Genomic DNA, 18,440 nt, shown 5'->3' with positions numbered 1-18,440 from the left:
CGGCTTACATGGCCGCCCCGGTCCTCCTCGTCCACGACGACATCGCTACCATCGCCACCGTCCGCCGGTTGCTCACGCGCGAGGGGCACGAGGTCATCCTCGCTACCTCCGTCGCGGACGCCCTCATCGCCTTCGGCCACTACCAGCCCTCGCTCCTCATCCTGGCTCCGGCCGTGGAGTCGGGGCGGGGCAGCCTGGTCTTGGAGGAGCTGCTCCAGCACCCGGACGGGCACAAGGCGCGCCTGCTGCTGCTGGGCGAGCCCGTCGCGGGCTACAGCCTGCCGGTAGCGCCCCTGCCGCTGGATCCTCCCAGCTTCCTGGAGACGGTGAGCATGCTGGTGCGCGGCCCCGCCCAGGGAGAGGACTGGCGGGTCCAGGAGTCGCACACCCTCCCCGTTCCGCACACCGAGGCGGCGGTGGATGCGGACCCGTGGCAGGTGCCTCCTCCCTCGGAGCGCAGCAACCCCGCGCTGGCCAATGCCCTCTTCGGGGACATGGGGGGCACGCCGCAGGTGGACTGGGATGCGCCTCCGGCGGACGCGCAGGCCCTGGCTGCCGAGCAGGAGGGGCTCGGGGCGCGGCAGGCCTCCGAGGCCATGGATGCGGCCTTCGAGCAGACCCACCAGCAGGTGGAGGCCGAGGCGGTGGCCTCGCTGGACTCGACGCTGGCAGCGCAGGCCGCGCCCGCTCCGGCTCCCCAGGCGGAACCGCACGCCGGGTCCGCCTTCACGTTCGTGGGCAGCGAGCCGGTCTCCGAGCAGGAGGCGCTGGCCGTGGCGGCGGATCCCGTCCTCATGGATCCGGTGGACCTGAGGGGGGAAGCCCCCGTCGTGGCGGACGCGCTGCCGGACATGCTCGAGTCCTCGGCCGGGGCCGTGGACTTCTCCTCGGCCGAGGAGATCACCGTCCAGGATCCGACCGTGTCCGCGGTGGCCGCCGTGGAGAGCGCTCCGCAACCGGCGGCCCCGGTAGCCGCGCCCACCGCCGAGGTGGATGAGGACGAGCTGCGGCGCATCGAGGAGGACGTGTTCCGCGAGGCCGCCGAGCGGCGGCGCCGGAAGCAGGAGCTCCCCTCCGAGGCCGCCGCCCCCGAGGCGCTCGAGAAGCGCCCCGCTGTGGAGTCGCCCCCGCCGCGTGAGGAGCCGGCGGAGTCGTTCGTGACGATGCCCGCGGAGGAGGCGTTCTCGCTCTCGGCGGAGGATGACGCGGCGCCGGCCGAGGTGGAGAAGCCTCGGGTGCAGGGGTGGGCGGGGATCGGCTCGGAGCAGGGCGCGCCGGGCGGGAGCGTGGAGGCGGAGCTGCGCGCGGAGGCCGAGCGCCTGGCCCAGCTCGAGATCGAGGCGGCGCTGGAGCGGGAGCGGGCGACGCTGGCGGCGGAGGTTCAGTCCGCGGCGGCCTCTCCCGAGGCGGCGGCTGAAGCGGCCGTCGAGGCGGCCCCGGTTGCGCCCGTGGCCGCGTCGCCCCAGCTGGGAGACGAGGGCTTCTTCGACGTGGGGCCTCCGGCGGCGGAGGAGGAAGAGAGGGCGAAGGCGCTGGCGGCGGCCGAGGCCGAGCTGCGCGCCCTGCGGGGAGAGAGCGAGGGGCCGGCCGCCGCGGCTCCCGAGGCCGTGCCCCCAGCGGAGCCGGCGCCCGCGGGCGAGGCGCAGGAGTCCCAGGCCCCGACGCTGCAGGAGCGGATGGAGCGCACGCAGCGCTGGGCCCAGTTCGGGGATGCGCCCCTCACGCCGCAGGAGCGGATGGAGCGGACTCAGCGCTGGGCCCGGTTCGCGGAGGGAGCGGACTCCAGCCTGCAGGAGCGGATGGAGCGGACGGCGCGCTGGGTGCAGTTCGGCACCCCCCTGCCCAAGGAGCCCGAGGAGCAGGCGACGCACTCGCTGCAGTGGGTGGAGCCGGGAAGCGCGCCGGCCGAGCCCTCCGTGTCGGAGGAGCTGGCATCGCAGCGGCTCGAGGAGTTCACCCCGGACATCGCGGCACCGCCCGTGGCGGAGGATGTGTCGGCTCCGCCGGTGGAGGAGCCGGAGGCCTCGGAGGAGGAGGCACCGAAGCCGGAGGATCCCGAGTCCCGCGAGCTGATGAGGGCGGCCCGGGCCGAGCTGGAGATGGAGGCGGTCCTCCGGCTGCAGGCCGAGCACGAGGCCGAGGTGGAGCGCAACCGCCTGGAGTCGCTGAAGGCCGAGTTCGAGCGGGAGGCCGCCCTGCGGGCGGAGGTGGAGGAGGCACGCGCGCAGGAGGAGGCGCTGCGGCGGGCGGAGGAGGAGCTGCGCCAGAAGGCGGAGCAGGAAGCCCAGGAGCTGAAGGCCCGGGTCGCGACGCTGACCAAGGAGCGCGATCACGAGGCCCGTCTCCGCGCGGAGGCGGAGCGCTGGGTGATGGAGTTCCGCGGGCGCGAGGCGACGATCGCCAAGGCGCGCGCGGAGGAGGAGAAGCGCCGCAAGGCCATGGAGTCCGAGGCCGAGGCGGCGCGCGCGAAGGAGTCTCAGTTCCAGGCGCAGGACCAGGAGCTGGGCCGCCTTCGCACGCAGCTGGAGGCGCTCCAGAAGGAGGCGGCCGAGCAGAGCCGCCTGAAGGCCGAGCTGGAGGCGCTCCAGAAGGAAGTGGCCGAGCAGAGCCGCCTGAAGGTCGAGCTGGAGACGCTCCAGAAGGAAGTGGCCGAGCAGAGCCGCCTTCGCACGCAGCTGGAGGCGCTCCAGAAGGAGACGGCCGAGCAGAGCCGCCTGAAGGCCGAGCTGGAGGCGCGCGTCCAGGAAGAGTCCCGGAAGCGCCGGGAGGCGGAGGCGCAGGCCGAGATCGCCGCTCAGGCGCAGGCCGACGCGGAGTCTCGCGCCGAGGTGGAGTCCCAGGGCCGTGCCGAGGCGGAGGCGAGGGCCGAGGCGGCGACCCAGGCGCAGACCGAGGCGGAGTCCCGGGCGACGCGGGCCCGAGCCGAGATCGAGGCTCGGGTCAGCGAGGAGGAGCTGGCGCGCTTCGACGCGCAGGTGCGCGCGGACGCGGAGGCGCTCGCCCGGACCAAGGCGGAGGCTCGCGCGAGCGAGGAGCAGCAGAAGCGGGCGGAGATCGAGAGCCGGCTGCAGCGTGAGGCGAAGGCCCGGGCCGCGACCGAAGCGCGCGTGAACGCCGCTCAGCAGGCGCGGAGCGAGGCGGAGGAGCGAGCCGAGGCCGAAGGTCGGGCACGCCAGGAGGCGGAGGCGCGGGCCGAGGCCGAGAAGCAGGCACGCCAGGAGGCGGAGGAGCGGGCCGAGGCCGAGAGACAGGCCCGGGTTGAAGCGGAGGCGAGGGCCGAGGCGGCGAAGCAGGCGCAGGCCGAGGCGGAGGCAAGAGCCGAGGCGGAAGCTCAGGCCCGTCAGCAGGCCGAGGAACGCGCGGCGGTGGAGGCCCAGCGGAGCGCCGAGGCGGAGGCGCGGGCCGACACGGAGGCCCTGGCGCGAGCGGAGGCGGAAGCCCAGGCCGAGGCGGACTCCCTGGCTCGGACCGAGCTGGAGGCCCGGTGCAAGGCGGCAGCCGTGGGGCGCGCCGAGGCCGAGGCTCGGATCGAGGCCGAGGCGCACGCGCGCGAGGAAGCGGAGGCGCGGGCGGAGGCGGAGTCGCGACGCAGGGCCGAGGCCCAGGCGCGCGCGGAAGCAGCGCAGAAGGCCCAGGCCGTCGCGGAGGCGCGAGCGGAGGAGGAGCGTCAGGCGCGGGCCGAGGCGGAAGCCCGTCTCGAGGAGGAACGTCAGGCCCGGGCCGCTGCGGAGGCTCGCGCGGAGGGAGTGCAGCAGGACCGGTCCGCGACGCAAACGCATATCGAGGAGGAGCGTCAGGCGCGCGCCGCCGCGGAGGCCCGTGCGGAGCAAGAGCGCCAGAGCCGCGCCGCCGCGGAGGGACATGCCGAAGAGGCGCGTCAGGCCCAGGCTGCGGCCGAGGCGCGAGCGGAGGAAGCGCGTCAGGTCCATGCCGCCGCGGAGGCGAGCGCGAAGGAAGCGCGTGAGGCGCAGGCCGCCGCCGAGGTGCGAGCGGAGGAGGAGCGACGAGCCCGAGCCGCCGCGGAGGCCCGTGCGGAGGACGCAGCGCGTGCTCGCGCCGAGGCCGAGGAGCGGCTCCAGGCGCTGGCGCAGGCCCAGGCCGGCGCGGAGGAGCGGGCAGGCGTCGAAGCCCAGGCTCGCGAGGAGCTGGAGGCACGCCTCGCGGCCGCGCAGAAGGCACGCGGAGACTTCGAGGCGCGCGCCCGGCAGGAGCGGGAGAAGCGCCTGGCCGCGGAGGCTCGGCTCCAGTCCGAGCTCCAGACGCGCGCCGCGGCCGAGTCCCAGGCCCAGGATGAGCTGGAACGCCTCCAGGCCGAGGCGGAGTCCGAGGCCACCCGCGCCTCCGAGGAGCTCGCCCACTGGAAGGCCCAGGCGCGGCAGCTCGAGGAGGCGGGCCTCCGTGAGGCCGAAGAGGCCGTCGGTCGCCAGAAGCAGCTCCAGGAGCAGCTCGCGAAGCTGGAGGCGGAGCTGGCTCGCGAGCGCGAGGAGCGCGAGCGCCTGTCTCGGCAGCTCGAGCAGCTGAACGCGGAGAAGGCGCGCGCGGAGGCCGAGGTCGCGGAGCGTCTCGCCGCCGCCGAGCGCACACGCCGCGAGGCCGAGGAAGCCGCGCGCCGCGAGCTCGAGGCCGGCGCGAAGGCCCGCGCGGAAGCCGAGGAGCTGGCCGCTCGCATGCAGTCCGCCGTCCTTCAGATCGACGCGCCGGGACAGCCTCGGGTGGTGGTGCCTCGGGGCGGCAGCGTGACGCAGGAGGGGCTCGCGCAGCTGCTCCTCCGGCTCTGCGAGGCGCACGCCGAGGTGCGCCTGGAGCTCAAGGCGACCGACGCCCTGCGCATCCTCTGGCTGCGAAGAGGCAGCCTCGTGGGCGCGCTCTCGTCGGCGCCGGGAGAGAGCCTCGTCGATCGTGCACGCCGGGACGGCCTCATCAACGCGCGCCAGGAGCACGAGCTGCGCCTGGTGCGAGCCACCTCCACGGGCGCCCTGCTCGAGGCGCTGCGAGGCAGGGGCTACCTGCGCGAGGCCGAGGCCGTGCCGCTCGTGCAGCGCTACACGGAGCAGGTCTTCCTCGACGCCTTCACCGAGCCGTCCTCGCTCTACCGCGTGGCGGATGAGTCACCGCCGCACGAGGTGGCGCTCGCGGCCGCCACGCGCCCGCCGCTGCACCTGCTGGCCGAGGCGCTGCGCAACTCCCTCTCCGTGGAGTCCTTCGTGACGCAGGTGGGCGGGCTGCGCGCCGTCGTGGCGCGTGGGGCCGCGGGGCTCCAGCCCGAGGGCTTCGGCCTCTCGGCGCGAGAGCTCCAGCTGCTGGCCAGGGTGGACGGAGAGCGGACGCTGGAGGAGCTGCTGCTCGCCGCGGGGCTGCCGCAGGAGACGGTGCTCAAGACGTTCGCGGTGGCCAGGGCGCTGGGGCTGGTGGCGCTGCGGCCCGCGACGGAGCCCGCTGGCGAGCTGCCGCCCGAGCTGGACATCCGCCGGCTCGAGGCCAAGTTCGAGGAGATCCAGGAGGCGGACTACTTCACGGTGCTGGGCCTGGCGCGCACGGCGGGAGGCGAGGAGGTGAAGCGCGCCTTCGAGCGGCTCTCCACGGAGTTCCACCCACTGAGGTTCGCGGGCCACCCGGACGCCTCGCTCCAGTATCGCGCCCAGCAGATCCGCGACGTGCTGGCGGAGGCGGCGCGAGCGCTCGCCGACGACAAGCTCCGCGCGGAGTACGCCCGCAACCTGCTGGACTGAGGAAGCCTCCCGCGGGGCTCCGCTCAGCGACCGAGGTGGGGCGCCGGGTGCTTCCCCCGGGGCCGGACGACGCCTGGCTGCGTACGGCGTGGGAGCGAGGCCCCGTCCTGCCATCGAGGGCCTCCAGGCCGCCCCTCGCCCGACGTGGACACATGGAAGACGGACATGGACTGCGTGAAGGACTCGGCCTGGGAGGCCAGCTCCTCCGCCGTGGAGGCCAGCTCCTCCGCCGTGGAGGCGCTGCGCTGGGTCACCTCGTTGACCTGCAGGATGGCGCCGTGGATCTGCGCCATTCCCTCGCGCTGCTCCTGCGAGGCGGTCGCCACGCCTTGCACCAGCTCGGTCGTCCGAAGGATGGCGGGCACCAGCGCCTGGAGCACCTTCCCGGAGCGCTCGGCCAGCTGGATGCTCGAGGCGGCCACGCCACGGATCTCCCGCGCCGCCTGCCGGCTGCTCTCGGCCAGCCTGCGCACCTCCGAGGCCACCACCGAGAAGCCTCGGCCCTGCTCTCCGGCCCGTGACGACTCGATGGCCGCGTTGAGCGAGAGCAGGTGGGTGCGGTAGGCGATCTCCTCGATGATGGCGATCCGGCTGGTGATGGTCCGCATGGCCTCGACGGTCGCCTGCACCGTGGCGCCTCCCTCCTCGGCCTCGCGAGCGCTCGTCGCCGCCAGTCGAGCCACCTGCTGGCTCTGTGCGGCATTGGTCAGGATGGAGGCATTGAGCAGCTCGATCGTGGAGGAGGTCTCCTCCGTCGCGGCGGCCTGCTCCTGGGTGCCCTGCGCCATGGTCTGGGCCGTGGAGGACACCTGCTGGGACACCACCGAGAGGGAGCGGGCCCCCTCCAGCACCTCGCCGATCATGGTGGACAGCCGCGCGGACATCTCGTTCATCGCGCGCAGCAGCCGCCCCGTCTCGTCGGGGCTCGTGCTGGGCAGGCGCCCGGTCAGATCTCCCGCGGCGATCCGCTCGGCCAGACCGACCGCGTCGTCCAGGGGACGGGTGATGCTCCTGCCGATGAAGAAGCTCAGCGCTGCTCCCAGCAGCGCCCCCGCGGCGATGAGCAGGATGGCCTCGGCGCCGGTCCGCTCGTAGCGAACGACCGCCTCCGCATACTCCTGCCCCGTGACGCGCAGCTGGAGCTCCTCCAGCTCGCTCAGCAGGGACGTGACCGGGTCGATGGCCGGATAGAGCTCCTGGTGGATGAAGCTCGTCAGCTGGGTGGCATCCTCTCGGGCCAGGATGTCCAGCAGCCGCCCCACGGCCGTGTCCGCGGCGCGCATCATCGGGCGGAGCCTCTCGATGAGGAGCGTCTCCTCGCTCACCATCCGCGTGCCCAGATAGCTCCGCCACCGCTGGTCGATGACCCGTCGCGCCTCCTCCACCTGCATCCGGCCTTGCACCCAGCTCATGTGTCCGCTGCGGACCTTGTGCGCGGCCTCCGCGATGCCCAGCCCGTACATGTCCGAGATGACCTTCAGGTCTCGCAGGGGGACCACGCGATCCTTGTAGACGGTCGCGAACCCCTGCTGGGTCAGCTCCAGGTTCCAAAGGCCCTGCACGCCCAGCGCGGTGAGCAGGGCCACCAGCGTGCCCGCCAGGAACATCAATCTGTTGCCAACGCGGAGCCGTGCCAGCATGGAGTCCCCCCAAGGACAGACTGGAGCCGGTGCTCGAGCCTGTTCAGAGTCTGACACGCTGGTGATACTGACGTCTGCGTCGAGCGCGGTTCCCTCTTGGACAGGAGTGTCATGCCACCCGGACCATCGCTCTCCTCGTTTGCCGGCCTCCCCGCGGAGCCCGAGGTCCTCATCGAGTGCCCTCGCGGCTCCTTCGTGAAGCGGCGGGCGGACGGGAGCATCGACTTCATCTCTCCGGTGCCGTGTCCCTACAACTACGGGTGCATTCCAGGCTTCGCCTCGGACGACGGGGACCCGCTGGATGTGGTGGTGCTCGGCCCGCGCCTGCGACAGGGAGAGCGGCTGCACGTACCCGTCGTGGGGGTGGTGGACTTCATCGACGCGGGTCGGGGAGACCCCAAGGTCATCTGCAGCACCCGGCCGCTGGGGGAGCAGGAGAGGGTAGGGGTGGAGCGCTTCTTCCGGGTGTACGCCCGCTTCAAGCGGGTGCTCCACCGGGTGCGCGGTCAGGTGCCCGACACCCGCTTCCGGGGGTGGCTCGTCGGCCCGGACGGAGGGCTGCGGAACGGGTAACGCCCGGGCCCTTGCCGGGTTGCCCGCACGCGTCAGGAGGGTTAAGAGAGACCCCTATGGTTCGCGAGATCCTGATCTGGCCCGATCCCATCCTGAAGCAGAAGGCAAAGCCCGTGGCCAAGGTGGACGACTCCGTCCGCGCCTTGGTGAAGGACATGTTCGAGACGATGTATGCCGCTGACGGCGTGGGCCTCGCGGCTCCGCAGGTCGGCATCCTGCAGCGCATCATCGTCCTGGACACCACCCCCCGGCAGCCGGAGTCCAAGCCCCTGGCGATGATCAACCCGGAGATCATCGCCATGGAGGGCGAGCTCACCTACACGGAGGGCTGCCTCTCCATCCCCGGCGAGGCCGAGGACGTGGACCGCGCGGCCATCGTCACGGTGAAGTTCCTCGACGCCGAGGGCAAGGAGCAGACGCTCGAGTGTGACGGGCTGCTGGCCATCGCGGTGCAGCACGAGACGGACCACCTGAACGGCACGGTGTTCGTGGACCACGTCTCCACGCTCAAGCGCGAGCTCATCCGCAAGCGGATGAAGCGCCTCAAGTCCGAGCGCGAGGAGCGTCCGTCGGCATCGTAGTCGGCTTCACGCGCACGCCGCGCTTGGGGCACAGGTCCGCCACCACGCAGCGCGCGCAGGCGGGCGAGCGGGCGAAGCACGTCCGGCGCCCGTGCCATACCAGGAGCTGGTGGCCCTGGAACCACCGCTCCGGAGCCACCACGGCCTGGAGTTCCTTCTCGATCTTGTCCGGGTGCTGCTGCCGGGAGAAGTCCAGCCGGCCCGCGAGCCGCTTCACGTGGGTGTCCACGGGGAAGGCCGCATCGCCGCCCAGGTGGATGCACACCACGCCCGCCGTCTTGCGCCCCACGCCCGGAAGCTGCTCCAGCGCCTCTCGGGAGGTGGGCACCTGGCCGCCGTGCTGGGCCACCAGGGCCTTGGCCGCCGCGACGATGTTCTTCGCCTTGGCGCGGTACAGGCCGCACGTCTGGATGAAGGGCTCCACCGCCTCGGGTTTCACGGAGGCATAGGCCTGGGCATCCGGGAAGCGCTGGAACAGGGCCGGCGTCACCATGTTCACCCGCTTGTCCGTGCACTGCGCGGAGAGGATGACGGCCACCAGCAGCTCCAGGGGGCTACGATAGTCGAGCTCGATCCGCACCTCTGGCATCTCGGCCTCCAGCCGCTCCAGCACCAGTCCCGCCCGCCGCCGCTTCGCCTCGAGAGTCTCGCGTCCCACGCCTTCGTTGTATGACATAACCGCCCTCGTCGTAGAAGAGGGAACCCACCCAGCAGGTAGGTAGGAAAAGCCATGAAGCCCATCGACTTCCGCTCGGACACCGTGACGAAGCCCACCCCCGCCATGCGCCGCGCCATGGCCGAGGCCGAGGTGGGGGACGACGTGTACGGGGAGGACCCCACGGTGAACCGGCTCGAGCAGCGGGTCGCCGAGCGGCTGGGGCTGGAGGCCGCCCTGTTCGTCCCCTCGGGCACGCAGTCCAACCAGCTCGCCATGGGCCTGCACTGCCGCCCGGCCGACGAGGTGATCACCGAGGCGGGCAGCCACATCGTCCAGTACGAGGGCGGCGCGGTGTCGGCGCTCTGGGGCATCCAGCCGCTGATGCTGCCCGGCGAGCGCGGGCTGCTGACGCCGGCGCAGGTGGCGGAGGCGGTGCGCGGGGAGAACATCCACGCTCCGCGCTCGCGGCTGCTCTCGCTGGAGAACACCCACAACAAGGGGGGCGGCACGGTGTGGCCGCTGGAGCGCTTCCGGGCGGTGGTGGAGGTGGCTCGCAAGGCGGGGCTCGCCGTGCACCTGGACGGGGCGCGCCTCTTCAACGCCGAGGTGGCCACGGGCACCCCGGCCTCCGCCTGGGCGAAGCTGGCGGACACCACCTCCGTGTGCTTCTCCAAGGGGCTGGGCGCGCCGGTGGGCTCGGCGCTGGTGGGCTCGGCGGCGCTGATCCGCGAGGCGCGGCGGCTGCGGAAGCGGCTGGGTGGCGGCATGCGTCAGGCGGGCCTGCTGGCCGCCGCGGCGCTCTACGCGCTGGAGCACCACGTGGAGCGGCTGGCCGAGGACCACGCCCACACGCGCCGGCTGGCGGCGGGGCTCGCCGAGCTCTCCGGGGTGAAGGTGGAGCCCTCCCAGGTGGAGACCAACATCCTCCTCGTGGAGTTCACCCGCCCGGCCAGTGAAATGGTGTCCCGGCTGGCCTCGCTCGGGGTTCTCCTGAATGCCACGGGCGCCCACACCGCCCGCCTGGTGTGCCACCTGGACATCTCGGCCGCCGACATCGACGAGGCGCTCAGCCGGATCCGCCGGGCCCTCGAATCTTGACGGCCGGCAGGGCGTGGTAGGCTCCCGGGGCCTTGGCCCGTCTCATTGCCCTCTCCTTGATTGCGCTGGTGTCCGCGTGCGTCACTCCGCGCGCGGACGACAAGCTCAGCTTCGAGGAGGCGTTCGGCCCGCGTCCCACGGAGCCGGAGGCCCCGCCCGCTCCCGCGCCCGTACCGAGGGCTCGGGCGCGCGGCAAGGCGCGAGAGCTGAAGGCGCCGGGCAAGGAGCTGCCCACGGCGCGCACCTCGCCGGAGCTGCAGGCCGCGCTCGCCTCGTTCGTGAACAAGGCCCGGGAGTACCGCCGGCACGTGAGGCGGGGCAGCCCCATGCCCTCCGAGCAGGAGGAGAACTGGGGGAGCGTGACGGACGCGCTGGACACCTTCCTCCAGCGTCCGGCGGAGAAGACGTCCTCCATGGACATCGTCCGCGCCCGGGTGACGCTCGAGGCGGAGCTGGAGGAGGACGCGCGCTCCTACGGAGACATCCCCGAGTCGCTGGCCGAGACGGTGATGACGCGGGTGAGCGAGCTCTCCGTCCGCATGGCGGAGGTGCGCCGGCTGATGGTGAAGACGGTGGATGCGCCGCCGCGCTTCACCTGGCCCATCTTCCCCGTCTCGGTGACGAGCGGCTTCGGCGAGCGGGCCCACCCCATCCTGGGAGAGATGAAGGAGCACCTGGGCGTGGATCTCGCCGCCAAGCGGGGCCAGGCGGTGCTGGCCGCGGCCCCGGGCGTGGTGCTCACCGCCGGGTGGAACGGCGGCTATGGCTACCAGGTGGAGATCCAGCACGCCTCGCGCATCACCACGCGCTACAGCCACCTGGCGCGCGTGACGGTGGAGCCGGGGCAGATCCTCGAGCGGGGCGACCTGGTGGGGCTGGCCGGAGACACCGGCATGGCCACCGGGGTGCACCTGCACTTCGAGGTGTGGCGGGACGGCCGCCCGAGGGATCCGCTCGACGAGCTGGACCGCGGCAGCACGGTGGAGATCGGCGAGGTGTCCCTGGAGGACACGTCCGTCTCCGAGAAACGGCAAGGGCGCCGCCCTTCCCGGACGACGCCCCTGAGGTGAGGCCGAGGAGCGCGCCAGCTCTCGCGGGCGCTCCATCTGGCTTCGGGACTACAGCGAGTTCTTCAGCTCCTTGGCGGGACGGAAGCCGATGGTCTTCGAGGCCTTCAGCTTCATCATCTCGTTGGTCTGGGGGTTGCGGATCTTCCGCGCCTTGCGGGAGCGGACCGACCAGGTCCCGAAGCCGGGGTAGCTGAAGCGCGCGTCCTTCTTCACCGCCTTGCCGATGTTGCTGAAGACGATGTCGATGATCTCCGCGGCTGACTTCTTGGTCAGCTTGGACTGCGCTGCCACCACCTCCACGAGCTCTGCCTTGGTCATTCGCCCCTCCGTCTAGGGTTGTCTGGCTTGGAACCACAACCTGGTTGCGGTTGGTAACAAATCGCTCTTTTCCCTGTCAATGATAGACCCGCCCCCCTCACCTGAAAATGGTCCCCGCCTCGGATTTATTGACGACTGAGACAGCTGGCGTAGAGAGGAAATGATCGGGAAATCCGATACACCGTCACGTGACTCCCATGAGATTCATTGAGAGGGATTGTGATCGGTTGAGCAGGCTTTTCTCTGTCGATTCGATCACTTACGGGCTCGCGCTGATCCAGCGGCACGGGTGAGGCGGGGCTAGAGTGGGGGCCACATGAGCCCGCGCCTCCTCCTCTTCGCGTTGCCGCTGATCGCCGCCTGTCGGGCGCCCACCAACCCACCTGTCGTCCCGTCGACGCCCGCTCCCCGCGCGGGCGAGGTGTGGGTGGATGGGGCACGGCCCCAGTCCGGGGACGGCTCGCGGGAGCGGCCCTTCCGGACCCTGGCGGAGGGGCTGGCGGTGCGTCCCGCACCCACCGTGCACATCGCTCGGGGGATGTACGCCGGGCCCTTCCAGGTCGCGGCGGGCACCCGCCTGGTGGGGGAGGGGGACAGCACGGTGCTGTACGCGGAGGGCCGAGAGCAGGTGCTCTGGCTGGAGGCCGGGGCCTCGCTCGAGCGCCTGTCGCTCCAGGGTGGGGGGTGGGGCGTGGAGGTGACGGGGACGCTGAGGCTCGAGGGGGTGGCCTTCAGCGGACAGCGAAAGGGGGCGGTCCGGCTGATCGGCGGCCAGCTGGTGGCCAGGGGCGTCCGCTTCGAGGCGAGCCTCTCGGAGACGGTGGGCGTCTCGCTGGAGGAGGCGGCCCGCGCGGACGTGAGGGAGAGCACGTTCCTGGGGCCATGGCGCCGAGGGGTGCACGTGCAGGGCGGCGCCGAGGCGGTGCTGGAGGGCGTGTCCTTCCAGGGCGCGGTGATGGCGCTGGACCAGGAGGGCGGGCGTGTCCAGATGAAGCGGGTGAAGGTGGAGGGGGGCCGGGGCCCGGGGCTGCTGGTTCGGGACGGGGCGCTGGAGCTCGAGGAGGCGCAGGTGACGGGCCACGAGTACGGGCTGGCCAGCAACGGCGCGAAGCTGCAGGTCCGGGGGTTCACCTCGGTGAAGGCGGAGCGAGCCGGACTGGGCCTCACCCGGTCCACGGGGCAGCTCGTGGGCCTGCGCGTGCGCGAGAGCGGGAGCTTCGGGGCGCTGCAACTGGTGGACTCGGACTTCGAGGTGCAGGACTTCCGGATGGACGATGTGGACGCCTATGGCATCGCGGCCACGAAGGGACGGCTGCGGGCGCGCAACGGGAGCATCGGCAAGGTGCGCTCGAAGGAGGGCTTCACGGGGGATGGCCTGCACCTGCGCGGCGTGGTGGCGGACATCGAGGGCGTGGAGGTGCGCGAGGCGAGCGGCGCGGGAGTGCTGGCGGCCCAGGCCGCCGAGGTCACGCTGCGCAACGTGACGCTGATCGGGTGCCAGCAGGCGGGGCTCTCGGTGGAGAGCCTGGGGCGGGTGAAGGCCACGGGGCTCGAGGTGCGGGGTACGAAGGGCGTGGCGCTGGCGGTGCTTCGGGACGGTGACATCTGGGCGGACGAGCTCACCGCGAGCGGTCTGGCGGAGGGGCTGCTCTGGGCCGAGTGCGAGGGCTCGACGCGGATCCACCTGGAGCGCCTGAAGTCGGATGACCGCCGAGGGCTCACGGCGTCGTGTGTCGAGCAGGCTCCCCGTGCTCCAGCGGAGGCCGGAGCGCCTGCGAAGTGACGGCTGCGACGACGGGCCGAGGACTCAGGCCGGCAGCGTGGGAGAGACCAGGGGCTGCTCCACGGCAGCGGGCAGTGGCGTGGCGCGAGCCTCCAGCCACGCACGGATGAGCGGGTACACCTCGATGGGAGCCCCGGTGCCGAACATCAGGTCCCCGTGGCCGTAGTCCATCTTGTCCCCGCGGTCGCGGCCGAAGACGTGGAGCGTGCGGTCGGAGGTGGTGAGCAGCTCGTACTGCTTGCGCAGATTCTCCGCGGAGGCGAGCCGGTCGCTGCTGCCGCCCATCACCAGCACGGGCAGCGTGAGGCTGGACAGGCCCGCGCGCCAGTCCACCCTGCCGTCATAGGAGCGGAACGTGTCGTTCTCGATCCAGTCGCGGAACTGGAGGAGCACCTTGCGGCTCATCGAGGACAGCATGGTCGCGAACACCTGCCGCTGGATCTGCGGAGGCATGTGCTGGGGGTTCACGAGCAGATCCGACAGCGGCAGGTTCACGTAGCCGAGGAAGGGCGCCAGCGTGGCGCTCATCCACTCCTGCCGCAGGCGCGCGGGCCACGCGGCGTGCACCCCCAGCCCCAGCAGCGAGCGCAGCAGCGGCTCGGACTTGAAGAAGACGGGAGAGCCCAGCACCATCAGGCCCGCCAGCTGGTGTCCGAGTGGACCCTGTGCCGCGGCATAGCCGACGAGCCCACCCATCGAATGTCCCAGCCAGAAGGCCCGCTTCGCGCCGGTCTCCTTCAGCGCCAGCTCCATCATGGCGGGCGCGTCCTGGAGGACGTGATCATCGATGGTGAAGTCCGTGTACCGCCGGCCCGGAGGCGGATTGCGCGAGTGCCCCGTGCCGCGCCACTCGACGCTGAAGCAGTCGAAGCCGGCCTCGGCCAGGTAGTGCGCCACGGAGTACGGGGGCGCGAAGTCGAAGGTGAAGCGATTGGCGGCCAGTCCATGGCACAGCAGTACGGGCTCCTCGAAGCGCCGCTTCGGCGCCCGGCGCGCATGAACGGCAATCTCCCACCCATCCTGGCAGCGGGCCTTGAGCAGTTGTGGTGGGGCTGTACGGGGACGGTAGAGGCGGCGAACCCCCAGCACCCAGACGACATTTCCGAGGACGACGGCCAGGAAGAGCAGCAGCCCCCAGAGCACCCACTTTCCCAGATCCATCCAACCCTCCGTGGACGCAATAAAACCTTGCTATGGTCCGTTCACCCCGCCGTGCAAGCGCTAACGGACTCCAGGAGAGAGAGGCCACCGATGAAGCTGCGGAAACTGATGTTCGTGCTGCCCAATCTCTTCACGGTCACCTCGATCTTCTGTGGCTTCTACGCCATCACGCTGTGCGCCGGTGAGGCTACGCCCGTCCATCTCTATCAGGCCGCGCTGGCGATCCTCTTCGCCATGTTCTTCGACGGCTTCGACGGCCGGGTGGCGCGGCTGACGAAGACGCAGAGCGACTTCGGCATGCAGCTCGACAGCCTGGCGGACGTGGTGTCCTTCGGCGCGGCGCCTGCCCTGCTGGTGTACAAGTGGGCGCTGGCTCCCCTGGGCTTCCTGGGGCTGTTCATCTCCTTCGCCTTCGCGGCGTGCGGCGCGCTGCGGCTGGCGCGCTTCAACGTGCTGGCCATGCGCAACCCGCACGGCGGTGGCGGCAACTTCTTCGTCGGGCTGCCCATCCCGCTGGCCGCCGGCGTGCTGGTGTCGATGATCATCGCCCACCACGCGATCCTCGGGGCTCCGCCGAGCGAGTCGGTGCAGGGGCCGATCGCGGCGGTGGTGGGGCTGCTGGCGCTGCTGATGGTGTCCACGGTGCGCTACCGCACCTTCAAGGATCTGCGGCTGTCGAGGAAGTCCGCGCTCATCTTCATGGTGGTGGTGCTGAGCGGCCTGGCCATCGGCATCCAGCTGCGCCCGGCCTACGTGCTGGTGGCGTACTCCTCCGCGTACCTGGCCATGGGGCTCATCGAGTCCGCGTTCCTGGTGCGCAACCGGCTGGTGGCGCGCAAGGTGGGCGCCGGCGTGGTTGCGGCCGCGGCTGTCCTCGACGAGGAGGACGAGGAAGAGGAGGACGAGGAAGAGGCCGAGGAGGCCGCGGGCTCCTGAGCAGGGCCCTGCCGTCCAGCCGTTTCGCCGCGCCCGGAGGCTCCCGGGGGCGGTCCTGCTTCGCGGTGCGTGCCGGGGCAGGGTAGTGCCGCTAGGATGCTCCGCCCATGCGCGTCGAGCTCCTGTGCACCGGTGACGAGCTCGTCACCGGACTCATTACGGACACAAACAGCCCCTGGTTCGAGGCTCGGCTCTTCGAGCTGGGTGTGAAGGTGGAGCGCGTCTTGCTCGTGGGGGACGTCCGCCCGGACATCACCCAGGCGCTCCTGGAGGTGGCCTCCCGAGCGGACGTGGCGCTCGTCTCCGGGGGGCTGGGGCCCACGATGGACGACTTCACGCTCGAGTGCGCGGCGGCGGCGGCGGGCGTCCCCGTGGTGGAGGATCCGCGGGCGCTCGAGTGGATCCGCGAGCGCTATGCGAAGCGCAGCATCCCCCTCAACCCGGGGGCGCTGCGCATGGCGCGGGTGCCCCAGGGGGCCGAGGTGGTGCGCAACCCCGCGGGCTCGGCGCCGCTGGTCATCTTCCGGCTGGGGCGTTGCCGGCTCTTCTTCGTTCCGGGCGTGCCCCGCGAGTACAGGGCCCTGGCGGAGGGAGAGGTGCTGCCGCGCATCCGCGCCGCGCTGGAGACCGACTCCGAGCGCGTGTACCGCGCCTTCCGGCTGCTGAAGACGGTGGGGCTCCCGGAGTCGCAGCTGGATGCGAGAGTGGCCCCGCTGGTGCCCCAGCACCCCCAGGTGGTGTTCGGCTTCCGCACCCATGCGCCGGAGAACCACCTCAAGCTGATGGCGACGGCCTCCACGCAGGCCGAGGCCGACGCGGCGCTTGCCGCGGCGGAGGCTGCTTCCCGGAAGGTGCTCGGCACGACCTTCTTCGGGGCGGATGACGAGGAGTACGCCCCGGTGGTGGCGAGGATGCTGACGGAGGCGAAGGCCACGCTCTCCACGGCGGAGAGCTGCACCGGAGGCCTCATCGCCCAGCAGCTCACGGCGGTGCCGGGCTCGAGCAACTTCTTCATCGGGGGCGTGGCGTCCTACTCGGAGAAGATGAAGATGGCCTGGCTGGCAGTGCCCTCCGAGGTGCTGGTCCGCCACACGGCCGTGTCGCCGGAGACGGCCATCGCGATGGCCGACGGCATCCGTGCCGCCTGTGGGACGACCTACAGCCTGTCCGTGACGGGCTACGCGGGGCCTACCGGTGGAACGCCCGAGGATCCGGTCGGCACCGTCTACTGTGGCTTCGCGGCGGAGGGACACCCCACCCGCTGCGAGCGTTTCTCCTTCGCGGGAGATAGAGATCGCGTTCGCCTCTTCGCTGCTTCTTCCGCGCTCGAGATGCTGCGTCAGCATCTCCTCACGGGGACCTCCGTTCGATGAGTCGCAAGTCCAAGCGCCCCAAGAAGGGCTCCGCCTCCGAGGGAGCCCCGGCACCTGTTTCAGCCCCATCGCCCGTGGAGCCCGTGGCGTCCCCGGCTTCCTCAGGGGTTACTCCTTCGGCGGAGCGGACCTCTCCGGCGTCGGCGCCGGCTTCGGATCGACAGGCCGAGCAGGGCGGGCCCGCCTCGGTGTCGCCGGGAGAGGGGGCATGGGCGGCCGCGCGCCTCTGGTTCTCCGCGTACCGCGTGGAGGTGGTGCTCTTCCTGGTGAGCTTCGCGGTGCTGGCGAGCTTCAGCTCCCAGCGGTTCCTGCGCCAGAGCGCGGCCCCGCACTTCATCTACCAGGCGCAGGCCTGGCTGGAGGGGCGGCTGGACGTGGATCCGGAGGTGCTTCCCAACCTGGAGGACTGGGCCTGCGTGCGAGTCGTCGGCGGAGAGAAGGTCCGCTGCGAGGGGCGGCCCCTGCCGACCGATCGCTGGTACGTGAGCTTCCCGTCGTTCCCGGCCGTGTTGATGCTGCCCTTCGTGGCGCTGCACGGCTACCAGTTCAACGACACCTCGTTCGGAGTGATTGTCGGAGCGCTGGCGGTGGCGCTCTTCTACTCACTCCTGCGCTTCCTCTCGAAGGACGGGGAGGTGGAGAGGAGCCGGAACGAGAACATCGCGCTCGCGCTCATCCTCGCGTTCGGCACGCTGTTCTTCTACTGCGCGATCCGCGGCGAGGTGTGGTTCAGCGCGGAGGTGATGGGCGTGGCGCTCACGTGCCTCTATGCGCGCAATGCCGTCCGAGCGCACCGTCCCGTGCTCGCCGGCCTGTTCTATTCCATGGCCACGCTCACGCGTACGCCGCTGCTCTTCGCGGGCCTCTTCTTCGTGCTGGAGGCGCTGTGCCCCGGGCCGGACCGGCTCGCGCAGCTTCGCGGACTGGCGAGCCACTGGAAGCCCGCGGCGCGCAAGCTGGGGCTCTTCGCGCTGGGGGCCGCGCCGCTCGCGGGCCTCGCCGCCGCGTACAACCTCTACCGCTTCGGCAAGCCGGGCGAGTTCGGCCACGCCTACCTCTACAACAACCGCGTCAACATCGACATCGACCGCTACGGGCTGTTCGACCTGGCCTACCTCCAGCGCAACCTGGAGGCGGCCTTCCTCAAGCTGCCGCGCATCTCCCTGCGCCCGCTCGAGCTGGGCTACGACCCGCATGGGCTGACGCTACTGCTGACGCTGCCGCTGCTCGTCTTCCTCGTCTTCCCGAAGACGCGCCCGCGGCTGCACTGGCCGCTGTGGCTCACGGTGGCGGTGTGCGCGCTGCCGGGGCTCTTCTACCAGAACACCGGCTACATGCAGTTCGGCTTCCGGTTCAGCCTGGACTACACGCCCTACCTGCTGCTGCTCTTCGCCATCGGTGGCTGGGCGCTGCGCCACCGCCTGGTGATGGCGGCCGTGGTGCTCGGCGTGCTGGTGAACTTCTGGGGCGCCGTGGCCTTCCGCGGCTACACCGAGTACGTCCGGAACTGGTAGCTGGCC

Annotated in this window: 13 protein-coding genes; 9 read left to right on the top strand and 4 right to left on the bottom strand. The window is 71.8% G+C overall.

All coding sequences use genetic code 11. From position 1 onward, the window contains the following. Positions 1-8 precede the first annotated feature (8 nt). A complete protein-coding gene (locus KY572_RS47070) occupies positions 9-5,729 on the top strand; it encodes a hypothetical protein (protein ID WP_263451471.1) in 5,721 nt (1,906 codons plus the stop codon). Positions 5,730-5,752: 23 nt separating this feature from the next. Here the strand turns inward: KY572_RS47070 and KY572_RS07605 are convergent, their stop codons facing one another. After that, a complete protein-coding gene (locus KY572_RS07605; RefSeq protein ID WP_224241780.1) occupies positions 5,753-7,369 on the bottom strand; it encodes a methyl-accepting chemotaxis protein in 1,617 nt (538 codons plus the stop codon). A gap of 111 nt (positions 7,370-7,480) precedes the next feature. On the opposite strand from KY572_RS07605, the gene KY572_RS07600 reads away from it, so the two are divergent. Both KY572_RS07600 and def read left to right on the top strand, forming a co-directional pair. Further along, complete coding sequence (locus KY572_RS07600; RefSeq protein ID WP_224241779.1) at positions 7,481-7,942, top strand: inorganic diphosphatase; 462 nt, start codon at positions 7,481-7,483, stop codon at positions 7,940-7,942. Positions 7,943-7,998: 56 nt separating this feature from the next. Next, positions 7,999-8,523, top strand: coding sequence for a peptide deformylase (def, locus tag KY572_RS07595; RefSeq protein WP_224241778.1), 525 nt, complete (start codon positions 7,999-8,001; stop codon positions 8,521-8,523). On the opposite strand, the gene nth is transcribed toward def, so the two are convergent. Continuing rightward, positions 8,486-9,199, bottom strand: coding sequence for an endonuclease III (gene nth, locus KY572_RS07590; protein ID WP_224241777.1), 714 nt, complete (start codon positions 9,197-9,199; stop codon positions 8,486-8,488). The genes def and nth overlap by 38 nt on opposite strands. A gap of 54 nt (positions 9,200-9,253) precedes the next feature. Between nth and ltaE the strand changes: the two genes are divergently transcribed. Continuing rightward, a complete protein-coding gene (gene ltaE, locus KY572_RS07585) occupies positions 9,254-10,279 on the top strand; it encodes a low-specificity L-threonine aldolase (RefSeq protein WP_224241776.1) in 1,026 nt (341 codons plus the stop codon). A gap of 32 nt (positions 10,280-10,311) precedes the next feature. Further along, positions 10,312-11,349 carry a M23 family metallopeptidase gene (locus KY572_RS07580; RefSeq protein WP_224241775.1) on the top strand — a complete coding sequence of 346 codons (1,038 nt, stop codon included), beginning with the start codon at positions 10,312-10,314 and terminating at the stop codon, positions 11,347-11,349. Positions 11,350-11,397: 48 nt separating this feature from the next. On the opposite strand, the gene KY572_RS07575 is transcribed toward KY572_RS07580, so the two are convergent. Then, positions 11,398-11,667 carry an HU family DNA-binding protein gene (locus KY572_RS07575; RefSeq protein ID WP_224241774.1) on the bottom strand — a complete coding sequence of 90 codons (270 nt, stop codon included), beginning with the start codon at positions 11,665-11,667 and terminating at the stop codon, positions 11,398-11,400. 316 nt (positions 11,668-11,983) lie between these two features. On the opposite strand from KY572_RS07575, the gene KY572_RS47065 reads away from it, so the two are divergent. Further along, a complete protein-coding gene (locus KY572_RS47065; protein ID WP_263451470.1) occupies positions 11,984-13,450 on the top strand; it encodes a DUF1565 domain-containing protein in 1,467 nt (488 codons plus the stop codon). 24 nt (positions 13,451-13,474) lie between these two features. On the opposite strand, the gene KY572_RS07565 is transcribed toward KY572_RS47065, so the two are convergent. Beyond that, a complete protein-coding gene (locus KY572_RS07565; protein WP_224241773.1) occupies positions 13,475-14,611 on the bottom strand; it encodes an alpha/beta fold hydrolase in 1,137 nt (378 codons plus the stop codon). A 90-nt stretch (positions 14,612-14,701) separates the two neighbouring features. Here KY572_RS07565 and pssA point away from each other — a divergent pair, with 90 nt between their 5' ends. The 3 genes from pssA to KY572_RS07550 all read left to right on the top strand — a co-directional run bounded on the left by pssA (position 14,702) and on the right by KY572_RS07550 (position 18,434). Continuing rightward, complete coding sequence (gene pssA, locus KY572_RS07560; protein ID WP_224241771.1) at positions 14,702-15,547, top strand: CDP-diacylglycerol--serine O-phosphatidyltransferase; 846 nt, start codon at positions 14,702-14,704, stop codon at positions 15,545-15,547. Between the two features lie 107 nt (positions 15,548-15,654). Then, positions 15,655-16,920, top strand: a complete 1,266-nt coding sequence (locus tag KY572_RS07555; RefSeq protein WP_224241769.1) for a CinA family nicotinamide mononucleotide deamidase-related protein — start codon at positions 15,655-15,657, stop codon at positions 16,918-16,920. Next, complete coding sequence (locus KY572_RS07550; RefSeq protein ID WP_224241767.1) at positions 16,917-18,434, top strand: hypothetical protein; 1,518 nt, start codon at positions 16,917-16,919, stop codon at positions 18,432-18,434. The genes KY572_RS07555 and KY572_RS07550 overlap by 4 nt, the downstream gene beginning before the upstream one ends. Positions 18,435-18,440 lie beyond the last annotated feature (6 nt).

It is taken from the genome of Hyalangium gracile, assembly GCF_020103725.1.
GTDB lineage: Bacteria > Myxococcota > Myxococcia > Myxococcales > Myxococcaceae > Hyalangium > Hyalangium gracile.
Note: the sequence above shows the minus strand (reverse complement) of the source record. Positions and strands in the feature narration are given on the sequence as shown.

Bases quoted from the DNA above. Each gene is read 5' to 3' on its own strand.
- KY572_RS47070 (WP_263451471.1), top strand. From the start codon at position 9: ATGGCCGCCCCGGTCCTCCTCGTCCACGACGACATCGCTACCATCGCC.
- KY572_RS07605 (WP_224241780.1), bottom strand. From the start codon at position 7,369: ATGCTGGCACGGCTCCGCGTTGGCAACAGATTGATGTTCCTGGCGGGC.
- KY572_RS07600 (WP_224241779.1), top strand. From the start codon at position 7,481: ATGCCACCCGGACCATCGCTCTCCTCGTTTGCCGGCCTCCCCGCGGAG.
- def (WP_224241778.1), top strand. From the start codon at position 7,999: ATGGTTCGCGAGATCCTGATCTGGCCCGATCCCATCCTGAAGCAGAAG.
- nth (WP_224241777.1), bottom strand. From the start codon at position 9,199: ATGTCATACAACGAAGGCGTGGGACGCGAGACTCTCGAGGCGAAGCGG.
- ltaE (WP_224241776.1), top strand. From the start codon at position 9,254: ATGAAGCCCATCGACTTCCGCTCGGACACCGTGACGAAGCCCACCCCC.
- KY572_RS07575 (WP_224241774.1), bottom strand. From the start codon at position 11,667: ATGACCAAGGCAGAGCTCGTGGAGGTGGTGGCAGCGCAGTCCAAGCTG.
- KY572_RS47065 (WP_263451470.1), top strand. From the start codon at position 11,984: ATGAGCCCGCGCCTCCTCCTCTTCGCGTTGCCGCTGATCGCCGCCTGT.
- KY572_RS07565 (WP_224241773.1), bottom strand. From the start codon at position 14,611: ATGGATCTGGGAAAGTGGGTGCTCTGGGGGCTGCTGCTCTTCCTGGCC.
- pssA (WP_224241771.1), top strand. From the start codon at position 14,702: ATGAAGCTGCGGAAACTGATGTTCGTGCTGCCCAATCTCTTCACGGTC.
- KY572_RS07555 (WP_224241769.1), top strand. From the start codon at position 15,655: ATGCGCGTCGAGCTCCTGTGCACCGGTGACGAGCTCGTCACCGGACTC.
- KY572_RS07550 (WP_224241767.1), top strand. From the start codon at position 16,917: ATGAGTCGCAAGTCCAAGCGCCCCAAGAAGGGCTCCGCCTCCGAGGGA.